Here is a 26,896-nt window from a genome sequence, read left to right on the forward strand (position 1 = left end):
GTCAACGCTTTATAAAGCGTAGCGAGTAAAAGAGTTTGCCAGCGTCGTGTATTCATCGAGTTTTGCGCGGTATTCGCTGCAACCTAACAGACCATAAGTAAACTGTTTACCTTCTTCTACGCCCGGTTGGTTGATCGGATCGACGCCCAAAATTTCTCCTGCGACAACCGTTGCATACATAAACAGATAGAAAAGTTCTCCCATGGTTGCGGCGTTCAATTGGTCGATATCGAGTCGCAGTGAAGCTTTATTTTGCTTGAGCAGTGCCATTTCTGTGGCATGCAACTCCGTGTTCAGCAGTTGACCCATGGTGACTCCATTGAAGTAATCGATTTCACCATCAAGCGGCAAGTCGTCTTCAACCTCGGTAATCTTAATAAAGGTGATGATTTTATCGTCGGGCCCTTCCATATAAAGCTGAACCTGTGAATGCTGGTCGACTGTACCCAGAGCCGTTACTGGTGTTTGTCCGACACGCTTGCCTTTGGCCGTAAATTTACCGAGGCTTTCCGCCCACAACTGACAGAACCATTTGCCAAATTGTCCGAGGCGATCGGAGTAGGGCATGATGACATTGATGTTTTTCCCTTGCTCATACGCAGCGACATACAGTGCGGCGAGCAAAAGTCCGGGATTCGTGGCGAGGTCGGGCGTCGCGCAACGTTTGGCCATCGCCTCCGCACCGTTGAGCATGGCGGCAACGTCGATCCCTTTGAAAGCAGAGCTGAGCAGTCCGACAGGACTGAGCACCGAAAAACGGCCACCGAGCTTCGGTGGAATTGTAAAGGTGGTGACGTTGTCCTGTGCTCGTACTTTTTGTAGGTAGCCTTGTTGCGGGTCGGTGGTATAGACAAAATGGTGCGCGATGGGAAGGCCTTGCGCCTGAAGTGCTTTCTTCGCCACAATGTAGTTCGCCATCGTTTCAGACGTCGCACCTGATTTGGTGATGATATTGAACAGGGTGCGCTTGAGGTCGAGGGAGTTTAGGAGTTGGGTGATGCGATACGGCTCAATGTTGTCCATATAGAACAGTTTCTTTCCATTCCCCGTAAAGGCACTGTCCACAACCATGTTGCCGAGGTTAGACCCACCTATGCCAACGATGACAAAGTTGTCAAAGTCCCGCTGAGCGCTTTGAATGTACGGTAGAATGGCCGGAAGTTGAGCGCGTGAATCGTGCAAGGCCTCACGAAATGCGTAGGTGCTGTCGGCAAGTTTCTTTTCGAGAATTGGAAAAATTTCACATTTCAATCGGTCGCCGAGTGCACTGAGTGCCGAACTTTTAATGCCCCCAGATACATTACTTTGCATCGCCAGTGAGTAGTCGATAGCAATCATGAAACACCTCCTGAAAAACATTTGCATGGCCGTATAGTCGGTGAGGGTGAAAAAAATTGCAAGAGAGTTTGTGTTGCCAAAGGCGCATAAAACTTTTTTCGTTATGTTGACGAATGTCAATTTTCAAGATGAAATTCTGCGTTATGTTCTGGCTCTCTGATTCATTAAACCATTCACCGAATAGGAGTGAGCCATGACTCTCGTAGACGAACTTAAGCATGATCATCAGCAGCTTTTTCGAATGATGGATGAGGTAAAAAAGGTTGGTATCGGTAACGCAGAAGGGCGGAAAATGTTATTGAATGCGAAGCGGTCATTGCTGCAGCATCTCAGTCAAGAAGACCGCCGCCTGTACCCAGTATTGCAAAAAGCGGCACAGAGTGATCCGCGTGTAAAAAGGCTGTACGACAGTTTTGCGAGCGAAATGAGTGAGATTTCCCGTCAGGCACTTCAGTTTTTTGATCGCGACTGGGAGCAACAGGGTGGGTTGGATTTTGCACGTGATTTTGGCCGTCTGTATGCGACGCTTCATCAGCGGATGCATCGCGAGGAAACAATTTTGTATGCAGAGTTCCAAAAGATAGCCTGAAGGTTTTCAGAAGGTAAATATGCCCGCCGTGTATCAGAGTGTTTCCCACCGCAAAGAGTGGGCTTCTCTGGTAGACAGCGGGCGTGTTATATATCTGCAAAACTTTTGGGATGGAACGCTTATGTCAATGACTGTCGCCCGTATTACCTTGTCTCCTGTGCAATTTACCGATCTTGTCCCCATCGAAAAAGCGGCTCTCGAAGCGCTTGGCATCCGTTATGTTGTCTGTGACCTGAAAAAGGGTGAAAAACCAAGTGCCGAAGTCGCGCGTGCGGACGTCATCATCGGCAATACCTCCTATCCAATTCGAAAACAAGAGCTGGCGTATTTTAGTCAGTTGAAACTTGTGATTATATGTAATTCCGGTTACGACCACGTCGATACGGATAGGCTTGACGAACGCCAGATTGCATGGGTGCATTTGCCGCAGCCGCGCGCCATTGATGTCAGCGAAACGACGATCATGATGATGCTTGATATGTTGCGCCGCTCACCGTGGCAGTATCGTGAATTTGTGGCTGGTCATTGGGTGCGCAATCAGATTGAAAATACGAGCCGTCTGGCAGGGAAAACGGTCGGTATTGTTGGCTTTGGACATATTGGCAAACGGGTTGCGACACTCTTGGCTCCATTTCAGCCGGAAGTAGTGCTGGCATTTGACCCTTTTCTTGACGACGCGGAGTTTATCGCCTATCCCGTGCAGCGGTGTGTCTCTTTGATTGAGTTGGTGAAAACGTGTGATATTGTGACGCTGCACTGTTCGTTGACCCCGTCATCGCACCAGTGCATCAATCGTGACGTGTTGCGACACGCGCGCCAAGGTTTACGGCTGATAAATACGGCACGTGGCGGCGTGGTGGCGCTTGAAGCGGTGTGTGAGGCGCTGGAGAACGGAATCATGAGCGCGTATGCCGTCGATGTTTTTCCTGAAGAGCCGTTAGCGCCCGATCATTGGCTCCGCCATCATCCGGCGGTATACGGCACGCCGCACAGCGCTGGCTACAGTCGTGATATGTTATTCCATTTGATTGATGAAGAGGTGCGAGTGTTGCGGGAATGGCTGGCAGACTGCTAAAATAAACTCTCCATCACTTCATCCAGCGAAGCGACGCCGAGGATCTCTTCCTCCCGCTTTTCCGGTGAAGGGGCGATTTTTTTTGCGTTATTTTTGGGAATAATAAAGCGGCGAAAGCCCAGCTTGCGCCCCTCGTTAATCCGTTGATCGGCATGCGCCACGCTACGTATTTCGCCGGAAAGGCCAATTTCACCGCAAACAATAACGCCATGCCCGATGGGTCGATTGCGGAAGCTGCTGATAAGCGCGACAGCAATCGCCAGATCAGCGGCGGTTTCGGTGATTTTCATGCCGCCTACGATGTTGGTGTAGATGTCTTGCGCGCCGATATGCAGACCAAACCGTTTTTCCAGGACGGCTAAGATCATACTGACCCGCGCATGTTCCAGACCAAGGGCGCTCCGCACTGGGTTGCCGAAGAATGATTCACTCACAAGTGCTTGTACTTCGACGAGTAGCGGGCGGGTTCCTTCGATGGTGGCGGTGGCCACAGAGCCGGGAGTGTTGGCCGGTTTTTCGGCGAGCAACAATTCGCTGGGATTTGGGACGGAGGTGAGTCCGGTCGCTTCCATCTGAAAAACACCCACTTCATTCGTCGATCCGAAACGATTCTTGGTGCCGCGCAGGAGACGGAAGGTGTGCGAGCGATCCCCTTCAAAGGTCAGCACGACGTCGACGAGGTGCTCGAGTACGCGTGGGCCAGCCAGCGAGCCTTCTTTGGTCACGTGGCCGATAAGAATCGTCGCGATCCCTTTTCCCTTCGCGAGTGCCATGAGCAGTGCCGCGCAGTGGCGCACCTGCGAGACGGTTCCGGCGGCTGATTCGAGTTCCTGCGTGGCGATGGTTTGAATAGAATCAATAATAAGCAGGTGTGGCCGCAGTTGTTCGACCAGTTGCGCGGCTTCTTCGAAGGAATTGGTGGCGCAGACATAGATTTCGGGGTGCAACACGCCGAGGCGATCGGCGCGGAGCTTGAGTTGATGCGGTGACTCTTCGCCGGAAATGTAGAGCACTTTCTTGCCTTGCTTGGCGATAGTGCCGGCGCACTGCATGGTGAGGGTCGATTTGCCGATGCCAGGATCGCCGCCGATCAGAATGAGTGAGCCGGGAACGATGCCACCGCCGAGGACGCGATCAAATTCAGGGATGCGGGTTGCTTGGCGTGGCGCGTTTTCGACCACCACGTCCTGCAGGCGGTCAAGGGTTGCCGCGGCTATGCCAACCGTGCTTTTCGTGCGCGGTGGCAGGGTGACGGTTTTTTCTTCGCTAATACTGCCCCATGCGCCACATTCGGTGCACTTGCCATTCCAGCGGGGAAAGGTGGCGCCGCACTGGGCACAGGTGTGGACGGTGGTAGGTTTGGCCATGAATGATCAGTGCCCTTCGTGTTCCCCATGCTGCGAGAGTTCTGTCAAAACACTGTTAGTGCTTTTGGGATGAACAAACGCCACGGTGCAGCCGTGCGCGCCAGGTTTTGGCGCTTCGTCAATCAGGCGGTAGCCGGCATCTTTGAGGGTCGCGAGGCCAGCGGCGACGTCATCGACGTTATAGCAGATGTGGTGCATCCCTTCGCCGCGCTTTTCCAGATAGATGGCGACGGGGGAATCTGGGGCGGTTGGTTCGAGCAGTTCGATATTACTTTCGCCAACTTTGATGAATGCAACGCGCACTTTCTGCGAAGGGACTTCTTCAAAATGGTATGGCTCGGCGCCCATGGCGCGGTAGAATCCAACGGCTTCGTCAAGGGAACGGACGGCAACGCCGATATGGTCAATTTTGTTCAGCATATATTTTCTCCTCGGTTATTGTTGTAACGATCCGGCATGTTATTGCGTCATCTCGAACGTATGTGAGAGATCTGGATTTCTCGCTGACGCTCGCAATGACACTGTTACCTGTTATTTTGGCAGCGAGGCAATAAATTCCCCGAATGGTTTGCCAAATTGTGGGTGCTTCAGCGCCATTTCGACGGTTGCTTTGAGGTATTCGAGCTTATCGCCGCAATCGTAGCGCTTCCCTTCGAATTGACAGGCATAGATGGCCTGACGACGTTCGAGTTCGCGCAGAGCGTCGGTGAGTTGGATTTCTCCACCGCGACCGGGTTTGGTTTTTTCGATAATCTCAAAAATTTCCGGCGTCAGCACATAGCGGCCAATAATGGCCATATCGCTGGGTGCTTCGTTGACGGGCGGTTTTTCGACTAAGTCGGAAACCTTATAGGTGCGCGGCTCGACCAGCGTTCCGGCGACACAGCCGTAGGAGCTGATTTGTTCCATTGGAACTTGCTCAATGCCGAGAATGGTGCAGCGGTATTTTTCGTATTTTTCAATGAGTTGCCCGATGCAGGAGCGGGGTGCTTCGATGATATCATCACCAAGCAGTACGGCGAAGGGCTCATCACCGACAAGGCGTTTGGCGGTCAGGACGGCATGGCCGAGTCCAAGCGCTTCTTTTTGGCGTACATAGCACACTTCGACCATATCGGTAATGGCGTTTACCATCTTTAGAAGCTCGGTTTTTCCACTGTCACGTAGTTGGGTTTCAAGGCGGTAATCTTTGTCGAAGTAGTCTTCGATTGCCCGTTTTGTCCGTCCGGTGACAAAGATGATCTGCTCAATGCCGGCGGCGACGGCTTCTTCAACCACGTATTGGATGAGTGGTTTGTCAATCAACGGGAGCATCTCTTTGGGCATCGATTTGGTGGCGGGTAAAAATCGCGTGCCGAGTCCGGCAACGGGAAAAACAGCTTTACGGATTTTCATGTTAGCTCCACATCTTTTAGAAGTATTTCAGTCCATTTTTGGCATCATTCAGGCCGATTTTCAGGTTTTTGCGACCTTTAAATTTGCCGCGCAGCATCTCTTCGGCCAAGGTGTCTTCGACAAATTTCTGCATGACCCGCTTGAGGGGTCGCGCTCCGTATATTTTGTCGTACCCTTTTTGCAGCAGGAACTCCACGGCATCGTCTTGCAAAAGAAGCTTGAGGTTGCGATCAACGAGGCGGCGGTTGAGTTGCTCGAGCAGCAGGAAGAGGATTTGCTTGAGGTGCGATTCTTCGAGTGGATGGAAGACGACGGCTTCGTCAATCCGGTTCAGCATTTCTGGGCTGAAGAGGTTGCGCAGTTCCGTCATGACATTATCTTTCATGCGGTCGAAGTTGATGGCCTCTTGATCGGTCGTCACTTCTTGGCCGAAGCCGAGTCGTTTATCTTTGCCGATCATGCGGGCGCCAGCGTTGGATGTCATAATGATAATGGTGTTGCGGAAATCGACGACATGGCCATAGGAGTCGGTCAGGCGACCATCGTCAAAGACCTGCAGCAGGATATTGAAAATATCGGGATGTGCTTTTTCTATTTCGTCGAGCAGAACCACGCTGTAGGGACGGCGGCGCACTTGTTCCGTCAGCTGTCCCCCTTCGTCGTAGCCGACGTAGCCGGGAGGGGCACCAACGAGGCGCGAAACGGAGTGCTTTTCCATGTATTCGCTCATATCAAAGCGGACGAGGGCTTCTTCGTTATCGAAGAGGAGTTGTGCGAGCGATTTTGCCAGTTCGGTTTTGCCGACACCGGTCGGGCCAAGGAAGAGGAAAACGCCGATTGGTTTTTGTGGCGATTGGAGTCCGACGCGGCTACGGCGGATCGCTTTGGCAACGGCGCTGACGGCTTCGTCTTGTCCTACCATCCGCTTGTGCAGTTCATCTTCAAGGCGCAGCAGCTTGGCGGTTTCTTTTTCTTGTAACCGTTGTAAAGGGATGCCGGTCATTAACGAAATAACGGTGGCGATGTCTTCGGCACCGACAATCGGCTCAATCGCTTCGCGCTCTTTTTTCCAAGCTTGTTTTTTCTGCTGGAATTCTTCGCTCAGTTTTTTGTGATCTTTACGCGCTTTAGCGGCTTTGTCGAACTCTTGATGCGCTTCGGCGACTTGTTGTTTTTCGTGCAGTTGCACGATTTTTGCTTCCATGTTTTTGAGTGAATCAGGCAGCGATAAGTGGCTGATGCGCGTGCGCGCACAGGTTTCGTCGATGACGTCTATCGCTTTGTCTGGATGGAATTTGCTGGTGATGTAGCGCGTGGAGAGGCTGACGGCGTTAACGATCGCTTCGTCGTTTATTTGCACACGGTGGTGCTTTTCGTAGTTATCACGCAACCCTTTGAGGATGCGGACGGTGTCGTCGAAGTTGGGTTCATTGACGAGTACGGTTTGAAAGCGGCGCTCCAGTGCGCCATCTTTTTCGATATACTTTCGGTATTCGTTCAGGGTGGTGGCGCCGATACACTGGATTTCGCCACGTGCGAGGCTCGGTTTCAGCATATTCGAGGCGTCGATAGAGCCTTCAGCTGCGCCCGCGCCGACGAGGGTGTGAATTTCGTCAATAAAAATGATGACGTTATCGTCTTCGACGATTTCGCGCATGATATTTTTTAGGCGTTCTTCAAATTGACCACGGTATTTTGTGCCTGCGACGAGCATGCCGAGGTCAAGGCTGATGAGGCGCTTGTCAACCAGAATTTCGGGGACATCGCGGTCGGTGATGCGCTGAGCCAGCCCTTCGGCAATAGCGGTTTTGCCGACGCCCGGTTCGCCAATCAATACCGGATTATTTTTTGTGCGGCGGCACAATACCTGCACAACGCGCTCAATTTCACTGTCGCGCCCAACGACAGGGTCGAGTTTTCCTTCGGCGGCATAGCGCGTGAGGTCTCTGCCAAATTCATCTATCGTTGGTGTGGCGGTAGGTGCTTTGGTGGTTGGGTTGGTCGTCTTTTCGTCGGTGGCGAGGTTGGCTTTCAGGGTACGCGTCACTTCTTCGCGTACTTGCTCAAGGCTCATACCAAGGGCGTTCAGGATATCAAATGCTTTCCCTTTCCGTTCGCGCAGCAGGCCGATAAGAATGTGCTCATCAGCCACAAAGTGCTGTCCTGCAGCTTTGGCTTCTTCAACAGCCATTTCGAGCACGCGCTTTGATTGGGCGCTAAAGGGAATATCGGCATCCATGATGGTGTTACGGCCAAGAGGGAGATATTTTTCGATTTCAAGGCGCAGGATGTTGAGGTTGATGCCGAGTTTCTTGATTACGCTAATGCCGATACCTCCGCCGTCTTTGATCATGGCAAGGAGGAGGTGCTCGGTGGAAATGGCTCCCTGTTGCAGGCGAGAGGCTTCTTGCCTCGAAATAATAACGATGCGGCGAGCCCGCTCGGAGAATTGTTCAAACATGGGGTAAACCTCTTTTGGTAGTGTGCTTCGTGGACGTTATCGCGCAAGTTGTTCCATTATATCTTGGGTCTTCTTGACGGATTGAAGGTAGATGGGCGAGACGGCTTCTGCGATAACGCCAAGTTCGCTACAGATCGCTTCGCATTCTTTCCATAATCCTTTTTCATAGTTTTCGATCAGGTTTAAAAGGTGGCCGAGCTTCCCTTCGCGTTTGAGGAGCCCGTGTTTGATCTCATCGGTCAGCGGAATATCGGCAAGAATTTCATCAAGCGGACGACCGATAAAGGTGTCGATCAACGAAAATGTTCCGACAAAGTAGGCGCTGTCAGTTGGAATCTTTAGGTTGCCCGATTTGCTGAGGAGGTCGCAAAAGTTGCCTCTTATGAGAGTCATTTCGATCAACTCGGTTGGGAGTCCCTCGCCCATTTGACTGAGGGCGACCACAGAGGCCCATTTTTTGACGTTACTAATGCCAAGAAGTGTTAAGGCATGACCGACGGAGCTGACTTCGGTGCGGAGCCCGAAAACGGCGGAGTTGATGAGCTTTAGTAATTTCATGGAGAGGGAAACATCACGCCGGATGATTTGCTCTAATGCTTTCAGGTCTACGTCAGTGCGGTTGATTTCCCGCATGAGGCTTAGAGAACTCATTTTATTGGGCGCAATGTCTTTGACTTGTGTCAGCGTTGGGCGACTAAAAAAGTAGCCCTGAAAATATTCGTAGCCCAGTGATTTCGCCGTTTCAAACATCTCTACGTTTTCAAGTTTTTCAGCCAGAAGTTTGATGTTTTTCCCTTTCACGCGTTGGGCGAGAGCTGCCCACTCTTCTGGTGGCGAGAGGAGGAAATCAACTTTAATGATGTCGGCTAATTCAACCAGTGGTTCGAGCGAAGGGTCGTATTCAAAATCATCAAGGACGATCATGTAGCCATTTTCTTTGAGTTTTTTGCATGAGTCGATAACGTCGGGTGTTGGGTCAACGTCTTCGAGCACTTCAACGTGGAGTAATTCTTTCGGGAAAAGCGACGCGACATCGCTTATAATAAGGTTCGATGTAAAATTGATAAAGTAGCGTTGTTGACCCGTCAATGTTGAGAGATCTATCGAACTCAGGGTGTCGGCAAGGACGTTGGCAGTTGCTTTATCTCCATCGGAGTAATCATAGGCATCAGCACCATCAATGCGAAACAATAATTCATAGGCATATACATCCATTTTAAGATCAAATATCGGCTGCCGCGCGATGAATATATTCATTTTATTCCCCCTTTGTGTGAAGGCTCAACCGCTGTAAAGTAGAAGAAAAGCGGCGTTGAAGTCAACTGATTATCGATACCAATGGTTCCGAGAAGAAGCTGTGAAAGCAATAGTATAACGTTATTTTATATAAGGCGCGGATTGTATACAATTTTCTTGACCTCCGTCGCCTTTATCCATATGATTGCGGCTAAATGATTCTCTAAATTCTCAACGAAGGTGTGCCAGCTATGGAAAACTTAGGCGTTGTCGTAATGGGCAATAACTATGTCAAAGTTATTGAAAACAAAGACGAGGGTAGCTTTCTGGTCTATGACCTGATTAAAGAGAAAGTTATTTTGACAGCCGGCGACTTTGCCGGGGCGGAAAAGCTGTACATGGAAAAGTCGAAGGAATATGTCGCATCCGGTCTTGACGAAATGTGCACCATGCGCGGCATCAGTGTCAAAGAGTTGCTGAAAGGGCTTGAAGTACTTCCGAAAAATTGTGTTGTCGACTTCTCTGTCAGCTATGACCCTGCCGCCAATAAACTGAAAGTTTGTCAGTAATTACCAAATTGTAAGGAGTAACGAATGCCCAAGATGTACGAAATACTTGAAAAAACGGACTTGGTTCCTGGCATGTCCATGTTCCAGGTATACGCCCCGATGTCGGCTCGCGCGATGAAAGCTGGGCAGTTTGTTATTTTGCGTGTCAGCGAAAAAGGGGAGCGGATTCCAATTTCGATCTCAGGCTGGGATGTAGAAAAAGGAACCATCCGGATCATCATCATGGCGGCTGGTCGCACGTCTGCCGAAGCGGTTCAGTTAAACGTTGGCGACTGCTTCCAGGATATCGTTGGCCCACTTGGTCAGCGTTCACACGTCGAAAAACTTGATGGTGCGGTTGTCGTTATCGGTGGCGGGTATGGTACGGGTGCGGTTCTCCCAACAGCAAAAGACATGAGAGCGTTGGGGAATAAAGTTATTGGTATTGTTGGTGCTCGTAGTGCTGACCTTGTTATCCTGGAAGACGACTTGCGTGCTGATTGTGACGAAGTCTATGTTACTACAAACGATGGTTCAAAAGGGATTCAGGGTTTCGTAACCGACGCGTTGAAGCAAATCATGGAAAAAGAGAAAGTTTCGTATGTGCTTGCGGTTGGTCCTGTGCCAATGATGAAAGCCGTTGCCGAAATGACGCGCCCAGCTGGCATCAAAACATGGGTATCGCTGAACGCGATCATGGTTGATGGTACGGGAATGTGCGGTGCTTGCCGTGTAACGGTTGATGGGAAAACGAAATTCGCTTGTTTCCATGGTCCGGACTTTGATGGTCATAAGGTGAATTTTGAAGAATTGACTTTGCGCCAAAAAATGTTTGTTGCGCAGGAAAAAATCGCTATGGAAAAAATGGAAGAGGTGAAATAAATGGCTGCACTCACCGCCGCACAAAGATTTGCTATTCAACGTCATGCTATGCCTGAACAAAAGCCCGAACTCCGTGTGACCAACTTCCTTGAAGTTCCCCTTGGATTTTCTAATGAAGATGCGATGGCCGAGGCTTCACGTTGTCTTGACTGTAAAAACCCACAGTGCGTTGATGGTTGCCCGGTTAACATCAACATCCCTGGCTTCCTGAAGAAAATCGAAGAGGGCGACTTCGGCGCTGCGGTCGCCGTGATTCGTGAAACGAACTTCCTCCCGGCGATTTGTGGTCGCGTGTGTCCGCAAGATCAGCAGTGTGAACTGGTGTGTATTGTTGGTAAGCGCAATAAGCCAGTTTCGATTGGTTCACTTGAGCGTTTTGCGTCTGATTTCGAGCGGGCGAACAATATTCGTACCGTTCCTGTTGTTGCCGCTCCTACTGGCCGCAAAGTTGCGGTTGTTGGTTCTGGGCCAGCAGGGATGACCGCTGCCTATGAGATTCGTCGCCGTGGTCACGAAGTCACCGTTTTCGAAGCATTCCACCGTGGTGGTGGGGTTCTGGTCTACGGGATTCCTCGTTTCCGCTTGCCACTTGATATCATTGACGAAGATCTGAACTTCCTCCAGCAAATGGGTGTTAATTTCGTGTACAACACGGTAATCGGCAAGTCGATCACGCTTGACGAATTGATGGGGCCAGAATATGGCTATGATGCTGTGTTTATCGGAACTGGCGCAGGCCTGCCCAAAATGCTTGGTATCGACGGTGAAAACCTGAACGGTATTTACTCGGCGAACGAGTATCTAACACGTATCTATCTGATGGGTGCAGATAACTTCCCTGACAATATTACTCCTCTTTACCAAGGGAAAAAAGTCGGGATTATTGGCGCAGGGAACACGGCTATGGATGCTGCACGTACCGCGAAGCGTCTGGGTGCTGATGTTACGGTTTACTACCGTCGTTCACGCGAGGAAGCACCGGCGCGTACGGAAGAAATTCATCACGCTATGGAAGAGTTTATTGAGTTTAAGTTCCTTTCGAATCCACTGGAGTTCATTGGCGACGACAACTATTTCGTTAAAGGGATCAAGTGCGATGTGATGACTCTGACAGAACCCGATGAGTCAGGTCGTCGTAAGCCAGTTTCGGCTGGCGAACAGTTTGTTGACGAAATTGATACGGTTGTGTTCTCGCTTGGTTGCGATGTTAACCCGCTTATTCCAGACAGTACTCCCGAAATCGAAGTCAATAAATGGGGCGTTGTTGTTGTCAATCCTGACACGTGCGCGACTTCTAAAGATGGCGTATTTGCTGGTGGCGACATCATTACTGGTGGTTCGAAAGTTATCACCGCGATGGGTCAGGCGAAAGTTGCTGCCGCAGCGCTGCATGACTACGTGATGGCAAAGCCAGCGCGTAAGTAAATCGGTCACTTTGTGTTTCTATCCCGGCAGGGTCTCTCTGCCGGGATTTTTTATTGACAATAAGTTGCAAAAATATGAGACTTTGCGCGCCCTGCGGGGAATTTTTCTTGGTTTCGTACCTGAGGAGAGAGACTATGTCGGAACATTCTTTAGCCCGTCAACCCATTCTTGATGTGAATAATACCATTTACGCGTATGAGATTCTTTTTCGCCAGAATAAAGGATTGAATCGGATGATTGGTGAGGCGACAGAAGGGATTAACGAGCAACTGATTCGCAGCGCGCTTGGCGCCTATTCTCAGAACGATCTCCTTGGCTCGCATAAAGGGTTTATCAATGTTGACCATACATTTTTTCAAAAAGATTATGGTGATATATTTCCGCCACAGCGCTATATCTATGAGTTGTTGGGCTCCACGAAGGTGACACCGGAGTTGGTGTCGCAAATATCTGATTTGCATGCGCAAGGGCATCAATTTGCTCTGAGCGAGTTTGTTTTTGAAGATTGGTATATCAAAATGTTCTCGCCGCTCTTTAAGTATGCCAGTTATGTGAAGATCGACTTGCGCAAAAACAGCATGATGCGTGTCAAGCAACTTGCTGGAAATCTCAAGCAAAAACTGAAGTGTAAACTGGTTGCCGAAAAAGTAGAAACTCGAGACGAGTTTTCCACCTGCGCGAGTATCGGCTTTGACTATTTTCAGGGCTACTACTTTGCTCAGCCTCAGATTGTAAAGATGGAAAGTCTTGATCCCTCATTGACAAAAGTGCTTGAAATTATCGGGATGCTCAATGCCAATGATACGGAGATGGAAGAAATCATTCGTGCGTTTGCTCAAGCACCGGAATTGGAAATATTGCTTGTCAACTTCCTCAACAGTGGTGCATTTGGTCTGCGTCAGGGGATTCGTTCTATTCGTCATGCGCTGACGCTTTTGGGGCGCAAAAAAGTTGTCAGCTGGCTGATGGTAATGGCTGGCAGTATGGGGCCAACGCATAAGCGCCATCCTGCGCTGATTACGGCGCTGGTTCGTGCTCGTACTATGGAGATCTTGATTGAAGCGTTTGATGATGGCAAGTATCGCAATACGGCGGATAGTGGTTTTTTTGTCGGCATGCTTTCGCTGGTCGATGTTCTGCTTCATGCGCCGAAAGAAGAGATTTTGCGTAACATAAAAGCGCACGATAAAATTCAACAGGCCGTGCTCAAATATGAAGGAACCATGGGGCAAATGTTAGAGGCGATCATTGCGCATGAGCAGGACGATGTGCCGAAGGCATGCGAAATTGTGGAAAATTTATTGATCCCATTCAGTGTGTTCAGCGAAGCAACGCTGCAGGCGTATGTGTGGGCGGACTCACTCCTGAGTGACGGACAATAACCGCTGCACTCGCAAAAGCGGAGTGAGAGCAATACTCAGAAAAGGAGTGCAAATGGCACAAATACTTGATGGTAAAAAAGTTTCTGAAGCGGTTCAACAAGAGTTAGTGCAGGAAGTTGCCGCGCTGGTCGCGCAAGGAAATCGCCCAGGCTTGGCGGTTGTGTTGGTGGGCGATGATCCTGCTAGCAAGGTGTATGTCGGGAGCAAGCAAAGAACGTGTGAGAAACTTGGCATTTTGTCCAAATCTTCCATTTTGCCCGCTTCAACGACGCAACAAGAGTTGTTGGCCGTTATTGATCAATATAACGCTGACCCTGAAATTCATGGTATCCTCTGCCAGCTTCCGCTCCCTAAAGGGCTGAATGAAGCAGAAGTCATCAACCGCATTGATCCGGCGAAGGATGTTGATTGCTTCCATCCGGATAATGTTGGACGGGTGCTGATCGGTGAGCCGCGCTTTTTGCCATGCACTCCGCATGGGGTAGTGCAAATCATCAAACGCTACAATATTGAAACTGAAGGGAAGCACGTCGTTGTCGTTGGTCGCAGTAATATTGTGGGGAAACCACTGGCCGCGATGATGATGCAAAAAGAGTACGGCAGTAATATGGGGTGCAACAGTACGGTAACGGTGTGCCATAGCGCTACGAAAAACCTGCCAGAAGTGTGTGCTAGCGCGGATATCTTGATAGCGGCGATTGGCAAAGCTAATTTTATCACTGCCGATATGGTGAAGCCGGGAGCCGTGGTTATTGACGTTGGGATTAACCGCATCGACGCCAACAATGAAAAAGGGTACAAGCTGGTTGGCGATGTGGATTACGACGCGGTAGCGCCGAAAGCGTCCAGCATCACGCCCGTTCCTGGCGGTGTTGGACCGATGACGATAGCGATGTTGATGTACAACACGGTTATGAGCTGTAAGCTGCACGCAAAAAAATAAAACCTGCGAATGCTCGAATGAACCCGCCAGAAGATGCTNTTTTTGTATTACAGGCGGCGATTTCCGACAAATGGGTTATGCTTTTTTTCGTGTTCGATAGTGGTGTCTGGGCCATGGCCGGGAATTACCGTGGTGTTCCCGGCAAGGGTAAAGAGCTTGGACTTGATTCCTGTTAGAAGCGTGTTGTGGTCACTACCGGGGAGGTCGGTTCTCCCGATGCTTTCGCAAAAGAGGGTATCGCCAGAAAAGAGTGTCGCCTCAGCTGGAATAGAGAAGCACACTCCGCCGGGTGAATGCCCTGGTGTGGCGATAACGTTGATGGTGATGCTACCACATTGCAGTACGTCACCGTGGGCAAGGTAGCGGTCAGGAGCGGGTGGTGCGACGGCGCGCAGCCCGTAGATGGCGGCATGTTTGGGCGCGTTGTTCGCTAGGGGGACGTCATCTTTGTGGAGGGCGTACTCGGCAGCCGGATACGTTTTTTTGAGATCAGCAATAGCGCCAACGTGGTCAAAATGCCCGTGGGTTGTTAGTATCCAGCGAACGTTCAGCCGTTGTTGTTCTATAAACTGGCGAATAGTATCAAAGTCGCCTCCGGCATCGATAATCGCTGTATCTCGAGTGGATGGGTCGAAAAGGATAGAGCAATTCACTTGTAGTGGGCCGACAGGGATTGTTTCGTATTGCACGGTATGCTCCTTCGCGTAAAATGGGGTGCTTTGTTCATGATTGACCCACATTTGTATATGATTCGTTTGCCAAAAACCACCTAAAATCATATAGTCATCGCCAGAAAAACTTTCGAGGCGGGTGTATGGATCCGATTCTGTTCAGTGTTTATGGCTTTTCGTTACGCTATTACAGTCTGATGTACATACTAGCGGGCGCTATCGCATTTGGTTTGGTTCACTTCATGGGGAAAGAACGTCATTTACAACTGAGTTCTGACCAGATTGCCGATATGGTTTCGCTTGGTTTGCTCGGCGGGATTATTGGAGCGCGGGTATACTATGTTGCGTTTAATTGGTCGTTTTATGCGGCGAATCCTCTTGACGCGCTCGCTATCTGGCATGGCGGGTTAGCGATCCACGGTGGGATCATCGGTGGCACTATCGCGGTATGGTGGTATACGAAACGACGGAATATTGATCAATGGCATATTGCTGATATTGCAGCGTTGTGTGTACTGGTTGGTCAAGCGTGCGGTCGTTTCGGGAATTTTATGAACGGCGATGCACATGGTATTCCAACTGACCTGCCGTGGGGGGTAGTATTTCCGGCGAGTTCTATTGCAGGAACGGAGTACCCAGGAATAGCGATTCATCCGGTTATGTTGTACGAATTAGTGCTCAATTTGCTTGTTTTTGCAGCGCTGTTTGCGTTCAGAAAAAGAATTTGCAAAGGGGGCATAATGGGGTACTATCTCATTGCTTACGGCGTTATTCGAGTGATTACATCCACTTTTCGGGCAGACGATCTCTATTTGTTTGGGATGAAGGCTCCATATCTTGCGAGCATGGTAATGGTTATCGCTGGTTTTTGGATACTACAGAAGCGGAGGAGTGGGAATGGGAAAGTATGCTGAGCTGAGCGGAACGATAAATGATCTTACTAAAAAAACGTTAACGTTGTTATCGCAGAAGGGGATTGCCTCCTCTCCAGACTATTATGCTATTTTTTTCGAATACCTTGCTGGTATGAATACCAAGTTGTCCGATGAAATTAAACAGCTTGCCCAGAAAACCCCACCATTTCAATCAACCGATCTTGATTCGTTATTCAATCGCTACTTTTCTACCAATACAGTGAATCCAGAAGCTATTCAAGCCAGCACTACAGGTCTTGATATCATTAAGGCTATTTTTGAAAAACTCCAGCAATTTGAAAGCTTTGGCATTCAAAAACAGCGGGTTTTGGAAGAGCTGAAGGTGAAAATCCTTCGGGGCGAAGAGGCTCCCGAAGTGGTCGTTGATATGTTGGTGGGCGAAATCGAAGCGGTCGCGGTGCAGAATCGTGAGATGCGTGGGTCGCTTGAGAACTCTATTCAGCGACTTGATGAAGTGACGCAGAAACTGAATGAGTTAACCTGTGCGTCGCGCACGGATCATTTGACGGGTCTTTTTAATCGCCGCGCTCTCTCTGAATTTCTCGATGGTCATCTTACGAATACGGCGCTTCATCCGCTTTCGATTATTCTTTTTGATATCGACCACTTCAAGCGGGTCAATGATACGTACGGCCATTTGGTCGGGGATCATGTGCTGCGTCAGATGGCAGGTGAGTTGCGCCATAATGTGCGTGATGACGATATTACGGCACGTTTTGGCGGGGAAGAGTTTGTGGTACTATTGCCGAAAACGAATCTCGGAAGTGCCTTCAAAGTGGCCGAAAAGTTGCGTCAGCAAATTTCACTCTTCGATTTTGGCACCGACGATGCAGGACAAGAGCTTGGAACGATCACGATTAGTGTAGGGGTTACAACGCTTAAAAAAGGCGAAGCGGTAGATGATTTTATTGCTCGTGCGGATCGGGCGCTGTACAAGTCAAAGCAGACGGGTAGAAATAAAAGCACGATGGCGCAGTAGTTTTGCGCTGATGGAGGTTGCGGTGAAAGTAAGAACAAAGAATACGGCACTCTGTATCTGGAGCGATCAACTGGCAACACATCATCCGCTGATTGATAGTCAGCACCGTGAGTTGTTGGTACGGATTAATGCCTTTGTCAGCTATTGCAATCAGCCACATGAGTTTAGTTTTGAAGAAGAGCTGGAAGCGCTCAATCTGGTGCTGTATCTCTTGGACTATGTTATTGACCACTTTTCGGCAGAAGAGAAGTTGATGCTGGAATGTGATTATCCTGCGTTTCTTGCGCATCGTCATGCGCATTCTGAATACATTGCCAATCTCTACCATTTTCGTGAAAAATTCCGTGTTATTGGCCTTGATAAGGAGATGGAAGATTACTTAAATGACAAGGTTGTCGACTGGCTGGTGCACCATATTATGGAAGAGGATGTGAAGATCGCTACCCATATTGAAAATCAGCCGCCGATCGAATACCCTGAGGATCTCACGTAATCACACATGGATCTATTCTGAGCCTTGGTTGAGTCCGGGTTCATGTAGAGTGCTGTGTGGCTGTTCGTAACGCTTAATGCCAATCGTCTTTTCCACTGGAAGTACAAATGCAATGCCATTACCCGGCTCATTGAGTCGGGTGTCTTCTTCTATGGCTGCGAGTACATCGTCGACGCGGCGACGATCAATCAATGTAAGCACCAGTTCTTTTTCTGGTTCAATGGCGATAGAAAAAAGCTTTCCCTGTTCGTGAATGCCGGTGCCGCGTCCGTAGATAATAGTTCCACCTTCAGCCCCAGCACGTTTTGTTGCGTCGACGACAACTTCCGAATTTCCTTTATTCACGACGGTAATAATGAGCTCATGTTGAATCTTATCCATGTCTTCTCCTTCGTTTCCCCGAATAGAACAAACTTGTTGTAAGTGAGCGATGCCGATAACCTGATTTATATTAAGAGCAAAGGCGATTCCGTTTCCCTGTTCGGTGAGCTTGCCAGCGCGTGCCACGGCTTCGAGCATGCCATCAAGCTTATCATCGGGAATCAAGGTGAAAATGATTTCCTTTTCTGGTTCCACACAAAAACCAAAAAATGATTTGGGGGTAATGCCGGTTCCTTTGCCTGGTAGGATAGTGCCTCCCTCAGCGCCAGCCGCTTTGGTTGCTTTGACGATAGTGGACGCGGCACCTTTTTTTACAATTGTAACCAACAATTTGTGAGTAATCATGGCTGCTTTCTCCCTTGTTGTTCTCCCCGCTGGTACAGCAGGCCAAGAATGAGTACCGACAGGATTGGTGCAAGTGCCACCAATGTGATCATACCAAAACCATCGACGAGCGGATCGCGTCCTTCAATAACACTCGCCGCGCCGACTGAAATGGCCATGATAAACGTCACTGTCATTGGTCCAGTTGCTACTCCGCCGGAATCAAACGCTATCGCCGCAAAAGTTTTTGTGGAATAGCGAATCATGATAAGTGCTGCTAAGTAACCTGGGATAATAATATACCAAAGAGGTATGCCAAGCAGCATCCGCGCCATTGAGACGGCTATTGAGACAGCAACGCCGAGTGAAAGGGTATACAGCATGACCTTTCGAGGAATGTAGCCGCTCGAAACTTTTTCGACTTCAAGATTTAAAATCCGTACGGCTGGTTCAGCATAGGTGGCAACAAAACCTAAGATGAAGCCAACTGGAATGAGCACCCAGCGATACGGGAGATTGCCCATGATGCCGCCCATCGCTTCACCAGCAGGAAAGAAGCCGACATGCACCCCTTGCAAGAAAAGCGAAAGACCGATGAAGGTCAGGAAGATCCCCTTAAAAATATCGACCAGCTTGCGTTGTGGCAAGTGGAGAAAGAATATTTGAAAAATAATAAAAAGAATAATCAGCGGGATGAGCGCGAGGCTCACCTCAGTGAGGACATGTGAAAACCCTTCGAACACTTTAATGTCGTTCATCCGTATATTACTCCTAAAGCCATGACGGCGAGGATTGGTCCGATAGAGGCGAGAGCGACCAGCCCGAACCCATCAGTTGATGCTGATTTGCCACGTAGAACCGAGGCTACCCCGACGCCAAGTGCCAAGATGAAGGGGACGGTCATTGGCCCCGTAGTGACTCCGCCGGCATCGAATGAAAGGGGGACAAAGTACGCTGGTGTAAAAGCTGCGAGGCCAAACACCAACGCATATCCCCCAACGAGTAAATACGTAATCGAAAAATTCAGAATAATGCGCAGCATGGCGAACCCGACAAAAATAGCAACACCGAGTGCAACCGTGTAGACGAGAAGGTTCTTGCTGATCTCGCCTCCTGACACCATATCGACTTGCATGGCTAAAACGCGTACATCCGGTTCGGCAACGGTAACAACAAAGCCAAGAATAAAGCCAAAAAATATAACCAGCCACGGCTTGCCCGTGCGCGGCAACGCTGAACCTATCATCTCTCCAACAGGGAGAAGGCCGACCTGCACGCCAATAAGAAAAAGCATCAAGCCAATAGTGACCATGGCGAGGCCAATTAAAAATTGTGCAAAAACCGCAAAAGGGAGCCAGATTATGGTAAACTGAAGTATGAATACGACGATCGTTATTGGAAGGATGGCATACAGAACTTCGCGAACGGTTTCTCGAATATCGTGCATAGCAAAAAGTGCCTTTCTTTCTGATGCTATTGAAATAGGCGGATTGCAGGTCACTACAGTATCAGAATCAAGAGCGTTTCTCTACGTAGTTTATTTCCCCTTGACTTGGCGAAAATCTTTGTGCTAGCTTTCTACGGTTTTTTGAACGCACATATTCAAATTTTAACGATTATAAATGGAGGTGTTTCTTGCAAGCGGTTATAAAAACTTGCGGAAAGCAGTATTGTGTTTCTGAAGGCCAAGTGCTCGCTGTTAGCAGCTTGGAAGGTAATGTAGGCGAAGAGATTGGCATTAACGAAGTCTTGATGATTTCTGGCGAAAAAACAGTCGTTGGTACTCCGGTAGTCAGTGGCGCGAAAGTGACAGCAGAAATTCTGGCTCAGTTCAGAGGGAAGAAAATCATCGTCTTCAAATCAAAGCGTCGTAAGGGTTACAAGAAGAGAAACGGTCACCGTCAAGATTTGACGAAAATTAAAATTACCAAGATAGAATGCTAGGAGTCTGAACCGATGGCACACAAGAAAGCAGGCGGGAGTACCCGGAACGGTCGCGACTCCCAATCAAAAAGACTTGGCGTCAAGAAGTTTTCTGGCGAAACAGTATTAGCCGGTAATATTCTCGTTCGTCAGCGCGGAACAAAATTCTACCCTGGTGAGAACGTAGGAATTGGCAGAGATCACACCCTTTTTGCTACGGCAACAGGGCAGGTGGTTTTCGCTGAAAAACGTGGCGGAAAACGTTATATTAGCATTAACGTCGCTGCTGAATAGTTCGCACCAACATTTGAGTTTGATCGACTTATAAAGGGCATCCAATGCGGGTGCTCTTTTTTATTCATGCGTTATCAAGCCGGCGGTGCCGGTTGTGGGTTGAACGATAGATTGGAAGAGTATGTTTGTTGATAGTGTAACCATTTCCGTTGCTGCTGGAAATGGCGGGAATGGTTGTTTGAGTTTTCGGCGTGAAAAGTATGTTCCTCTTGGTGGACCAGATGGCGGCAACGGTGGTAAAGGCGGGAATATAATCCTTGAAGCCGACGAAAACCTCCATACGCTGCTCGATTTTCGGTATATGCGCCATTATCGTGCGGATCGTGGCGTGCACGGAAAAGGTTCCGATATGACGGGGCGCTCTGGTGAGGATAAGGTGCTGCGCGTTCCGGTTGGAACTATTGTTAAAGATGCGAATACGCAAGAAATTATAGCCGACATGACGCAACACGGTGAGCGCGTGCTCGTCGCCAAGGGGGGCGATGGCGGGCGTGGCAACGCGTGTTTTGCGAGTTCTACCAATAAAGCGCCACGTCGCACAGAGCCAGGTTGGCCGGGCGAAGAGCGGATGATTGCGCTGGAGTTAAAGCTTCTGGCCGATGTCGGTATCGCTGGTTTACCAAATGCCGGAAAGTCGACGCTGATTTCCCGTATCAGCGCGGCGCGTCCTAAAATTGCTGATTATCCCTTCACGACGCTGGTGCCTAACTTGGGCGTGGTCAAGGCGGGTGATTTTGATTCCTTCGTCGTTGCTGATATTCCCGGGTTAATTGAAGGGGCGAGCCATGGGGCTGGCTTAGGCTATCAGTTCTTGCGTCATATTGAACGGACGTCGCTGATTGTGCAGTTGGTTGACCTTGCTTCGTGCGAATACGACCCCGTTGACGCGTTCCGCATTGTCGATACAGAGCTGCGCTTGTATAGCGAGGAGTTGGCAAATCGTGATCGGTTGATTGTGGGGACAAAAATTGATAGTGCTCAGGATCCCGAAGCGCAGTCTGCTTTGGAAGAAGTTGTCCGTGAAAACGGGTTTGACATAATCTTCATTTCCAGTATAACTGGCCAGAATTTAGAATCGCTGGTACGGGCAATGTGGGAAAAAGTCCGTCTGGCAAGGGGTTACAATGGAACCGATTGATTTATTGCATCACATTCACCGTTTAGCTGACGAGAAGCATGCTGAAAACGTGCAAGCGTTTGCGTTAGCCGGTATTTCGTCTTTTGCCGACTATTTCTATATCTGCACGGCTGGCTCCGAACGCCAAGCGATTGCGATTGCCGACCATATTCAGGAAGAGTTAAAAAAGCAATTTCGTGAGATTGCACTCGGCGTTGAAGGGAAAGGGAACTCACAGTGGATTCTGCTCGATTACGGTAGCGTCCTTGTGCACATCTTCCTGCCGGAATTACGTGATTTCTATCGTCTTGAAGCCCTCTGGGCCGAGGCTCCTGAGGTGAAGTTTGAAGTATCGTCTCCTGAGCTTCGGTAAGGTTCGGGATCGGCATTTTCAGGCCTTGATTGAGGACTTTGAAAAACGGATAGGTAGGTTCGTGCCGTTTGAGGCGACGGTGCTGAAAGATGCAAAAATTGCTTCCCATGTTCCGGTTGCGCAGGTGCAAGAAGAAGAGGGGGAGCGGCTCTTAAAAGCAGTGAGTAGTGACACGTCACTGATTCTGTTTGATGAGCAGGGGGATCAGCTTACCAGTAGGCAGTTTGCCGAGTGGATCGGTTCAATGGAGAGCTGGAACCGCGAAATTGCCTTTGCGATTGGTGGGGCTTTGGGGCATGGAACGCTTGTCCGCACTCGTGCAGAGCGTCGTGTCAGTCTGTCACCGCTAACGTTCAACCATTATCTCGCACGGCTTGTAGCACTGGAGCAGCTCTATAGAGCGCTCACTTTATTGCGCGGCATGCCTTATCATAATGATTGATTTTATCGGAGGTATTTATGGCCATTGATATTGAGGCCGCCAAAGAGCGCCTGCTGACTATGAAAGCGACACTGGTAGAGAATATTCGCCTTACAAACGAGCGCAGTAATGAGTTTGGCAAGGATGGCATTCAGGATTCCGCTGACGAAGCCAGTAACGACTATTTGCGCAACATTATGCTTGAAATTAATGAAAAAGACGCAAAAACCCTGCGACTTATCGAACAGGCGCTTGAGCGCATCGCTAAGGGTGAGTACGAGCATTGTCTTGAATGCGGTTGTGCTATAGGTGAAAAGCGTCTCGAATTCCGCCCCTATGCGCGCTATTGCAAAGAGTGCAAGGAAGAGCTGGAAGCAAATAACGAAGTGGACGATATTTAATGGCACGGCGGGCAGCACTCATCATTCTTGATGGTTTTGGATATAGCGAGGCTACGAAAAATAATGCTATTCGTGCTGCTCGTATGCCGTTTTATCGTGCCCTTTGCGCTCACTATCCAGTGACGTTAATCGAAGCCAGTGGGGAAGCTGTCGGGCTTCCTGATGGTCAAATGGGCAACTCCGAAGTGGGGCATCTTAACCTTGGCGCTGGTCGGGTGGTGTATCAGGAGCTTGTTCGCATCAGCAAGTCAATCGCTGAGCGTGATATTGACAGCAATCCTGTGATTTGTGCAGCCTTCGCCCACGTGAAGCAGCGTCACGGGACGTTGCACCTTCCGGGACTTTTATCTGATGGTGGCGTCCATTCACATATTGATCATCTCATCGGTATTATTCACGCAGCACGCCGCATGGGTGTTGAACGCATTGCGGTGCACGCTATTCTTGATGGGCGCGATACTCCGCCGCAAAGTGCGATGCATTACGTTGCGCAGTTGCAAGCGGCGATTGCCAGCCTGGATGGAGTGAAGCTGGCGACGGTTATCGGTCGCTTCTATGCGATGGATCGCGATAAACGATGGGATCGGGTGGCGCGTTGTTATGACCTCTTTACGCAAGGGATTGGTCGTGAGGTGACCGATGTGGTTGCGGCGTTGGCTGCTCAGTATCATGAAGGGATCACGGACGAATTTATTGAGCCTATGCGGATACAGGGATCAGCACTCATGACGCCAAACGATACGGTATTGTTTTGGAATTTCCGCGCGGATCGTGCGCGTGAAATTTCGCAGGCGCTTGTGCTTTCGGAAGACCTTCCCTTTGCGACTCCCGTCAAAATTCCGGCACAGCAGTTTCTCTGTCTGACTGAATATGCGGCGCATTTTCCGATGCCAGTGGTGTTTCGTTCCGAGCCTCTGCATGATCTTCTTGGTGAAGTCGTCGCGCGCCACGGTATGACGCAGTTGCGCATTGCCGAAACTGAAAAATATGCGCACGTCACGTTCTTCTTTAACGGTGGTAGCGAGGCGCAATACACAGGTGAAGAGCGTGAGCTTATCCCCTCTCCGCGCGATGTACGGACGTATGACGAAAAACCATCGATGAGTGCGGACGAAGTGGCACGTCGTTTGTGTGATCGCGTCGAAAAAACGCCGTTTAATCTGATTGTCCTCAATTTTGCGAATCCCGATATGGTTGGACATACGGGGCGATTTGATGCAGCGGTAGCGGCGTGCGAGGCAGTTGATGAAGCTCTAAAGCAGGTGGTAGAAAAGCTACAGGCACTTGAGTACCATATTTTAATTACGGCCGATCATGGCAATGTTGAGATGATGGCGGATGAGTATGGTGAGCCGCATACCGCACATACGATCAATCCGGTCGAGTTGGTGGCGGTTTCGCCGGGCGTTACTGCCCTGAAAAATGGTGGTAAACTGGCGGATATTGCGCCGACGCTCTTGTCGCTGCTTGATATCCCTCTCCCTGCTGCCATGACGGGAGTGTCACTGGCAATCATTCCCGCTTGAGCCGAAAAGAGGCGAGTCGGTTATGGAAAAAACAGCTCCGCTGTTGCGCACACTTCTACAATTTTCGCGCTGTGTCTGCTTTCCGCCACGATGTCGCCACTGTGGCGCTGTGATGAGTCAGGATAGCGTTCCCCTCTGTCAACTCTGTCAGTCGCTGGTTGTACTCAAGCCGCTCTTGCAGCGTATAGATGGACTTCCGGTCACTTCCTTAGCATCGTATAACTCGCCTCTCTTTTCGCTGTTGAAAGCGTGGAAATATCGTAAAGACATGCTGGCTGCGGACTATATTATTCGCTGGTGGCAGTCTGCTGCCGTGTTGCATGTTGACCGGTCGATGGTGACGGCCAGTTACCCGCCGGTATTCTGGGGGAAGTCACTGTTGCGCGGATTTATTCCGGCAAGGGTGTTGGCGGAAAATATTGGCATGCCGCTTTCTATCCCCTTTTGTCAAGTTATGCCACGGGCGTCACAGGTCGCACTTGGGCGGCAAAAGCGACTACTCAGCGGATTCCGCGGGTTGGTTTATCTTGGTAAAATCTCGCCTACTATGATAATAGTGGATGATATCATCACCACAGGGGCAACCCTTAACCGGTATGCTCACGTTTGTGCCGCGCGTGGAACTGAAAAAATTACTGCACTGACATTATTACGTGCAGAGGAGTGATAGATGAGTCCATCGCTTTCCCCTCTCGATATTAAATTTCTTGAGTTGTTTGCCCAAACACTCCTTGCGAGTAATTGTTTTTCGCAGCTCATTCTTGGGTACGGCGGACGCAACACATTTACGCTGCATCTGCGTGCGACACCTACGCAGGTGCATGCTAAGGTTATTGAGGCGGAATATCGTGACAATCCACTGAGCCAACTCGTGCAAAAAATTATGACTACGAGGGCAGCATCTTCCTTAACGCTGAAGCAGGGTGATGTGAGTTTCCAGATGTTGGGATTTCCTTTGCCGCACTATGCGGAAGGGGGGTTTGTTATTTTTGATAGTCGGGATGTGGCACCAGAGTTTCCTGAAGATGCCGTTGCGTTTCTGCGAACAAAATCATATGCCGTCTGTTCCTTAAAAGATCCATTGATTCAGTCTTTTGATGGATACCAACGCAAGGTTGATCAACTCAAAAGCGAAATGATGTCGATGTGTTTTGAATTTGAGCAAAACGAGCGTAAAAATGTGTCATCGCTCAAGGATAAACTGAAAGAAACTGACGAGCTGCTCGAAATTATTAAACGAAGCCGTAATAAGCTGTATAAACTTTTTGATAATATTTCAGTAGGGCTTTGCTCCGTCAACCGCGACAATCGAATCGTTAGTGCTAATCGCCATTTTGCGGTTATGGCAGGGAAAAAAGAGGTAAAGGACGTCATCGATACCCCGATTGGCAGGTATATGAATCTTGGCACGCAAGAGGATGTCACGGATATTTCTGATTGTCTTATTGGTCAGGCGTTTGAGAGTCACGAAAGTGTGTCAACAGTGCTTGATGCCTTTCAGGGCAAGAGCGGTGTGTACTCGGTAGAACTTTTTGCGTTGGGCGAACAAGGCGTTTCTGATGAGGTGGGGATTTTTGTGAAAGACATGAGTGACCTTGCCGCAACGCAACGTTCCTTCCAAGATTTCCAGAAATTTGCCAAAAAGAAGTTCGAAACCATGGGGAGTTTACACAAGGAATATCAGTCGGTAGTGGAGAAGCATAAAATGCTTATGGGAAAATATCTCCAGCTTACGAAAGATTTTGAAAGCATGTCGCATAAATGTTCAACTCTTCAGGTGAAATATGAACAGTCAGCAAAACTGCTTGCCAAAGATGGGATGTCGAAACTGCTTGCCGAAAAAGTTGAATTACAACGGAAATCACGTGAAGCGGTGCACTTATTGACCAAGCAAAAGACGACGGTTGATAACCTGATGACTGAGCGAGGGATGCTCCTCGAAAACACCGCCGAGGGGTATCGCAAGATTCTCTATCAAATGACGACATTTACCAATAAAATCGACTCATTATTATCTCGATCATCTGGATTGAATACCCGTCAGCTTGAAGATATGCAGCAAATGTTGCAAACAACAAACGGTGGAATTCGTGAAGTTTCAGACCGATTAGGACCTCTTTTACAAATGATCAACACCACGCGTGGCCTTATGGCCGATATGAGCACGAACCAAAATTTTGTCGCCAGCGAAATGGCAGTAGAGAACGTGGATACGATCGAAAATCTCCCTGCTTTGGTACCTGTCGAAGCAGAAAGTGTGCCATATGTCCCTTCGCAAGCACCTGCTGACGCGGGAAGCTCTGAAGGAATTCAACTGTTTCGATTGAATACATAGACAAAAATTCCAGAATTCAGTATCTTTTCACGGTTCGCTTTCGTGATCGTGTTGTTTTCTACTCGGTCACAATCGCATTACA

General features: G+C 49.4%; 29 protein-coding genes. 19 read left to right on the forward strand and 10 right to left on the reverse strand.

Features of this window, described 5'->3' with window-relative positions:
- Nucleotides 1–9: 9 nt before the first annotated feature.
- Nucleotides 10–1,338 carry a glucose-6-phosphate isomerase gene (locus P304_RS14290; RefSeq protein WP_051321455.1) on the reverse strand — a complete coding sequence of 443 codons (1,329 nt, stop codon included), beginning with the start codon at nt 1,336–1,338 and terminating at the stop codon, nt 10–12.
- A 193-nt stretch (nt 1,339–1,531) separates the two neighbouring features.
- Here P304_RS14290 and P304_RS0105865 point away from each other — a divergent pair, with 193 nt between their 5' ends.
- Together P304_RS0105865 and P304_RS16075 are read left to right on the forward strand one after the other, a co-directional pair.
- Nucleotides 1,532–1,927 (forward strand): hemerythrin domain-containing protein, encoded by a 396-nt coding sequence (locus P304_RS0105865; RefSeq protein WP_027389776.1) that lies wholly within the window; start codon nt 1,532–1,534, stop codon nt 1,925–1,927.
- Between the two features lie 19 nt (nt 1,928–1,946).
- Nucleotides 1,947–3,002, forward strand: a complete 1,056-nt coding sequence (locus tag P304_RS16075; RefSeq protein WP_051321456.1) for an NAD(P)-dependent oxidoreductase — start codon at nt 1,947–1,949, stop codon at nt 3,000–3,002.
- Here P304_RS16075 and radA read toward each other — a convergent pair.
- The 5 genes from radA to P304_RS0105895 all read right to left on the reverse strand — a co-directional run bounded on the left by radA (nt 2,999) and on the right by P304_RS0105895 (nt 9,482).
- Nucleotides 2,999–4,369, reverse strand: a complete 1,371-nt coding sequence (gene radA / locus P304_RS0105875) for a DNA repair protein RadA (protein WP_027389777.1) — start codon at nt 4,367–4,369, stop codon at nt 2,999–3,001. The genes P304_RS16075 and radA overlap by 4 nt on opposite strands.
- 6 nt (nt 4,370–4,375) lie before the next feature.
- Nucleotides 4,376–4,789, reverse strand: a complete 414-nt coding sequence (gene mce / locus P304_RS0105880; RefSeq protein WP_027389778.1) for a methylmalonyl-CoA epimerase — start codon at nt 4,787–4,789, stop codon at nt 4,376–4,378.
- Nucleotides 4,790–4,900: 111 nt separating this feature from the next.
- Complete coding sequence (gene galU / locus P304_RS0105885) at nt 4,901–5,764, reverse strand: UTP--glucose-1-phosphate uridylyltransferase GalU (RefSeq protein WP_027389779.1); 864 nt, start codon at nt 5,762–5,764, stop codon at nt 4,901–4,903.
- Nucleotides 5,765–5,780: 16 nt separating this feature from the next.
- Nucleotides 5,781–8,225, reverse strand: a complete 2,445-nt coding sequence (locus tag P304_RS0105890; RefSeq protein ID WP_027389780.1) for an ATP-dependent Clp protease ATP-binding subunit — start codon at nt 8,223–8,225, stop codon at nt 5,781–5,783.
- Nucleotides 8,226–8,261: 36 nt separating this feature from the next.
- Nucleotides 8,262–9,482 carry an EAL and HDOD domain-containing protein gene (locus P304_RS0105895; protein ID WP_027389781.1) on the reverse strand — a complete coding sequence of 407 codons (1,221 nt, stop codon included), beginning with the start codon at nt 9,480–9,482 and terminating at the stop codon, nt 8,262–8,264.
- A 230-nt stretch (nt 9,483–9,712) separates the two neighbouring features.
- Here P304_RS0105895 and P304_RS0105900 point away from each other — a divergent pair, with 230 nt between their 5' ends.
- The 5 genes from P304_RS0105900 (at nt 9,713) to folD (ending at nt 14,641) form a co-directional block, all read left to right on the forward strand.
- Complete coding sequence (locus P304_RS0105900; protein WP_027389782.1) at nt 9,713–10,030, forward strand: hypothetical protein; 318 nt, start codon at nt 9,713–9,715, stop codon at nt 10,028–10,030.
- 24 nt (nt 10,031–10,054) lie between these two features.
- Entirely contained in the window at nt 10,055–10,891 is an 837-nt protein-coding gene (locus P304_RS0105905) for a sulfide/dihydroorotate dehydrogenase-like FAD/NAD-binding protein (protein ID WP_201766925.1), read from the forward strand.
- On the forward strand, nt 10,892–12,316 hold the full coding sequence (gene gltA / locus P304_RS0105910) for an NADPH-dependent glutamate synthase (protein ID WP_027389784.1): 1,425 nt from the start codon (nt 10,892–10,894) through the stop codon (nt 12,314–12,316).
- A 134-nt stretch (nt 12,317–12,450) separates the two neighbouring features.
- Nucleotides 12,451–13,698, forward strand: a complete 1,248-nt coding sequence (locus P304_RS0105915) for an EAL and HDOD domain-containing protein (RefSeq protein ID WP_027389785.1) — start codon at nt 12,451–12,453, stop codon at nt 13,696–13,698.
- 52 nt (nt 13,699–13,750) lie between these two features.
- Complete coding sequence (folD, locus tag P304_RS0105920) at nt 13,751–14,641, forward strand: bifunctional methylenetetrahydrofolate dehydrogenase/methenyltetrahydrofolate cyclohydrolase FolD (protein WP_027389786.1); 891 nt, start codon at nt 13,751–13,753, stop codon at nt 14,639–14,641.
- A gap of 47 nt (nt 14,642–14,688) precedes the next feature.
- On the opposite strand, the gene P304_RS0105925 is transcribed toward folD, so the two are convergent.
- Nucleotides 14,689–15,330: an MBL fold metallo-hydrolase gene (locus P304_RS0105925; RefSeq protein ID WP_027389787.1), complete on the reverse strand. Its 642-nt coding sequence runs from the start codon at nt 15,328–15,330 to the stop codon at nt 14,689–14,691.
- 125 nt (nt 15,331–15,455) lie between these two features.
- Between P304_RS0105925 and lgt the strand changes: the two genes are divergently transcribed.
- From lgt to P304_RS0105940, 3 genes are read left to right on the forward strand one after another with little or no spacing between them, the layout of a single operon-like run.
- Nucleotides 15,456–16,226, forward strand: a complete 771-nt coding sequence (gene lgt, locus P304_RS14300) for a prolipoprotein diacylglyceryl transferase (protein ID WP_051321458.1) — start codon at nt 15,456–15,458, stop codon at nt 16,224–16,226.
- Nucleotides 16,210–17,226: a GGDEF domain-containing protein gene (locus P304_RS16080; protein WP_051321459.1), complete on the forward strand. Its 1,017-nt coding sequence runs from the start codon at nt 16,210–16,212 to the stop codon at nt 17,224–17,226. Before lgt ends, P304_RS16080 begins: the two co-directional genes overlap by 17 nt.
- 22 nt (nt 17,227–17,248) lie before the next feature.
- On the forward strand, nt 17,249–17,719 hold the full coding sequence (locus tag P304_RS0105940) for a bacteriohemerythrin (protein ID WP_027389788.1): 471 nt from the start codon (nt 17,249–17,251) through the stop codon (nt 17,717–17,719).
- Between the two features lie 12 nt (nt 17,720–17,731).
- On the opposite strand, the gene P304_RS14310 is transcribed toward P304_RS0105940, so the two are convergent.
- Genes P304_RS14310 through P304_RS0105955 form a run of 3 tightly spaced genes read right to left on the reverse strand, consistent with a single transcriptional unit; the run spans nt 17,732 to nt 19,871 of the window.
- Nucleotides 17,732–18,445, reverse strand: a complete 714-nt coding sequence (locus P304_RS14310) for a P-II family nitrogen regulator (protein WP_051321460.1) — start codon at nt 18,443–18,445, stop codon at nt 17,732–17,734.
- Entirely contained in the window at nt 18,442–19,182 is a 741-nt protein-coding gene (locus tag P304_RS0105950; RefSeq protein WP_027389789.1) for a DUF1538 domain-containing protein, read from the reverse strand. The genes P304_RS14310 and P304_RS0105950 overlap by 4 nt, the downstream gene beginning before the upstream one ends.
- Complete coding sequence (locus P304_RS0105955; RefSeq protein WP_027389790.1) at nt 19,179–19,871, reverse strand: DUF1538 domain-containing protein; 693 nt, start codon at nt 19,869–19,871, stop codon at nt 19,179–19,181. Before P304_RS0105955 ends, P304_RS0105950 begins: the two co-directional genes overlap by 4 nt.
- 188 nt (nt 19,872–20,059) lie before the next feature.
- Between P304_RS0105955 and rplU the strand changes: the two genes are divergently transcribed.
- From rplU to P304_RS0106000, 9 genes are all read left to right on the forward strand, one after another.
- Complete coding sequence (gene rplU, locus P304_RS0105960; protein WP_027389791.1) at nt 20,060–20,368, forward strand: 50S ribosomal protein L21; 309 nt, start codon at nt 20,060–20,062, stop codon at nt 20,366–20,368.
- A gap of 12 nt (nt 20,369–20,380) precedes the next feature.
- Nucleotides 20,381–20,641 carry a 50S ribosomal protein L27 gene (rpmA, locus tag P304_RS0105965; protein WP_027389792.1) on the forward strand — a complete coding sequence of 87 codons (261 nt, stop codon included), beginning with the start codon at nt 20,381–20,383 and terminating at the stop codon, nt 20,639–20,641.
- A 121-nt stretch (nt 20,642–20,762) separates the two neighbouring features.
- Entirely contained in the window at nt 20,763–21,779 is a 1,017-nt protein-coding gene (gene obgE, locus P304_RS14315) for a GTPase ObgE (RefSeq protein WP_034764439.1), read from the forward strand.
- Nucleotides 21,766–22,131 carry a ribosome silencing factor gene (rsfS, locus tag P304_RS0105975; RefSeq protein ID WP_027389793.1) on the forward strand — a complete coding sequence of 122 codons (366 nt, stop codon included), beginning with the start codon at nt 21,766–21,768 and terminating at the stop codon, nt 22,129–22,131. Before obgE ends, rsfS begins: the two co-directional genes overlap by 14 nt.
- On the forward strand, nt 22,103–22,573 hold the full coding sequence (locus P304_RS0105980; RefSeq protein ID WP_027389794.1) for a 23S rRNA (pseudouridine(1915)-N(3))-methyltransferase RlmH: 471 nt from the start codon (nt 22,103–22,105) through the stop codon (nt 22,571–22,573). The genes rsfS and P304_RS0105980 overlap by 29 nt, the downstream gene beginning before the upstream one ends.
- 17 nt (nt 22,574–22,590) lie before the next feature.
- Nucleotides 22,591–22,953: a TraR/DksA family transcriptional regulator gene (locus P304_RS0105985; protein ID WP_034764440.1), complete on the forward strand. Its 363-nt coding sequence runs from the start codon at nt 22,591–22,593 to the stop codon at nt 22,951–22,953.
- Entirely contained in the window at nt 22,953–24,479 is a 1,527-nt protein-coding gene (gpmI, locus tag P304_RS0105990) for a 2,3-bisphosphoglycerate-independent phosphoglycerate mutase (protein WP_027389796.1), read from the forward strand. Before P304_RS0105985 ends, gpmI begins: the two co-directional genes overlap by 1 nt.
- Before the next feature lie 22 nt (nt 24,480–24,501).
- Nucleotides 24,502–25,146 carry a ComF family protein gene (locus tag P304_RS0105995; protein WP_027389797.1) on the forward strand — a complete coding sequence of 215 codons (645 nt, stop codon included), beginning with the start codon at nt 24,502–24,504 and terminating at the stop codon, nt 25,144–25,146.
- Nucleotides 25,147–25,149: 3 nt separating this feature from the next.
- Nucleotides 25,150–26,814, forward strand: a complete 1,665-nt coding sequence (locus P304_RS0106000) for a PAS domain-containing protein (RefSeq protein WP_027389798.1) — start codon at nt 25,150–25,152, stop codon at nt 26,812–26,814.
- The last annotated feature ends 82 nt before the right edge of the window (nt 26,815–26,896 follow it).

This window comes from Chrysiogenes arsenatis DSM 11915, from assembly GCF_000469585.1.
GTDB classification, from domain to species: Bacteria; Chrysiogenota; Chrysiogenetes; order Chrysiogenales; family Chrysiogenaceae; genus Chrysiogenes; species Chrysiogenes arsenatis.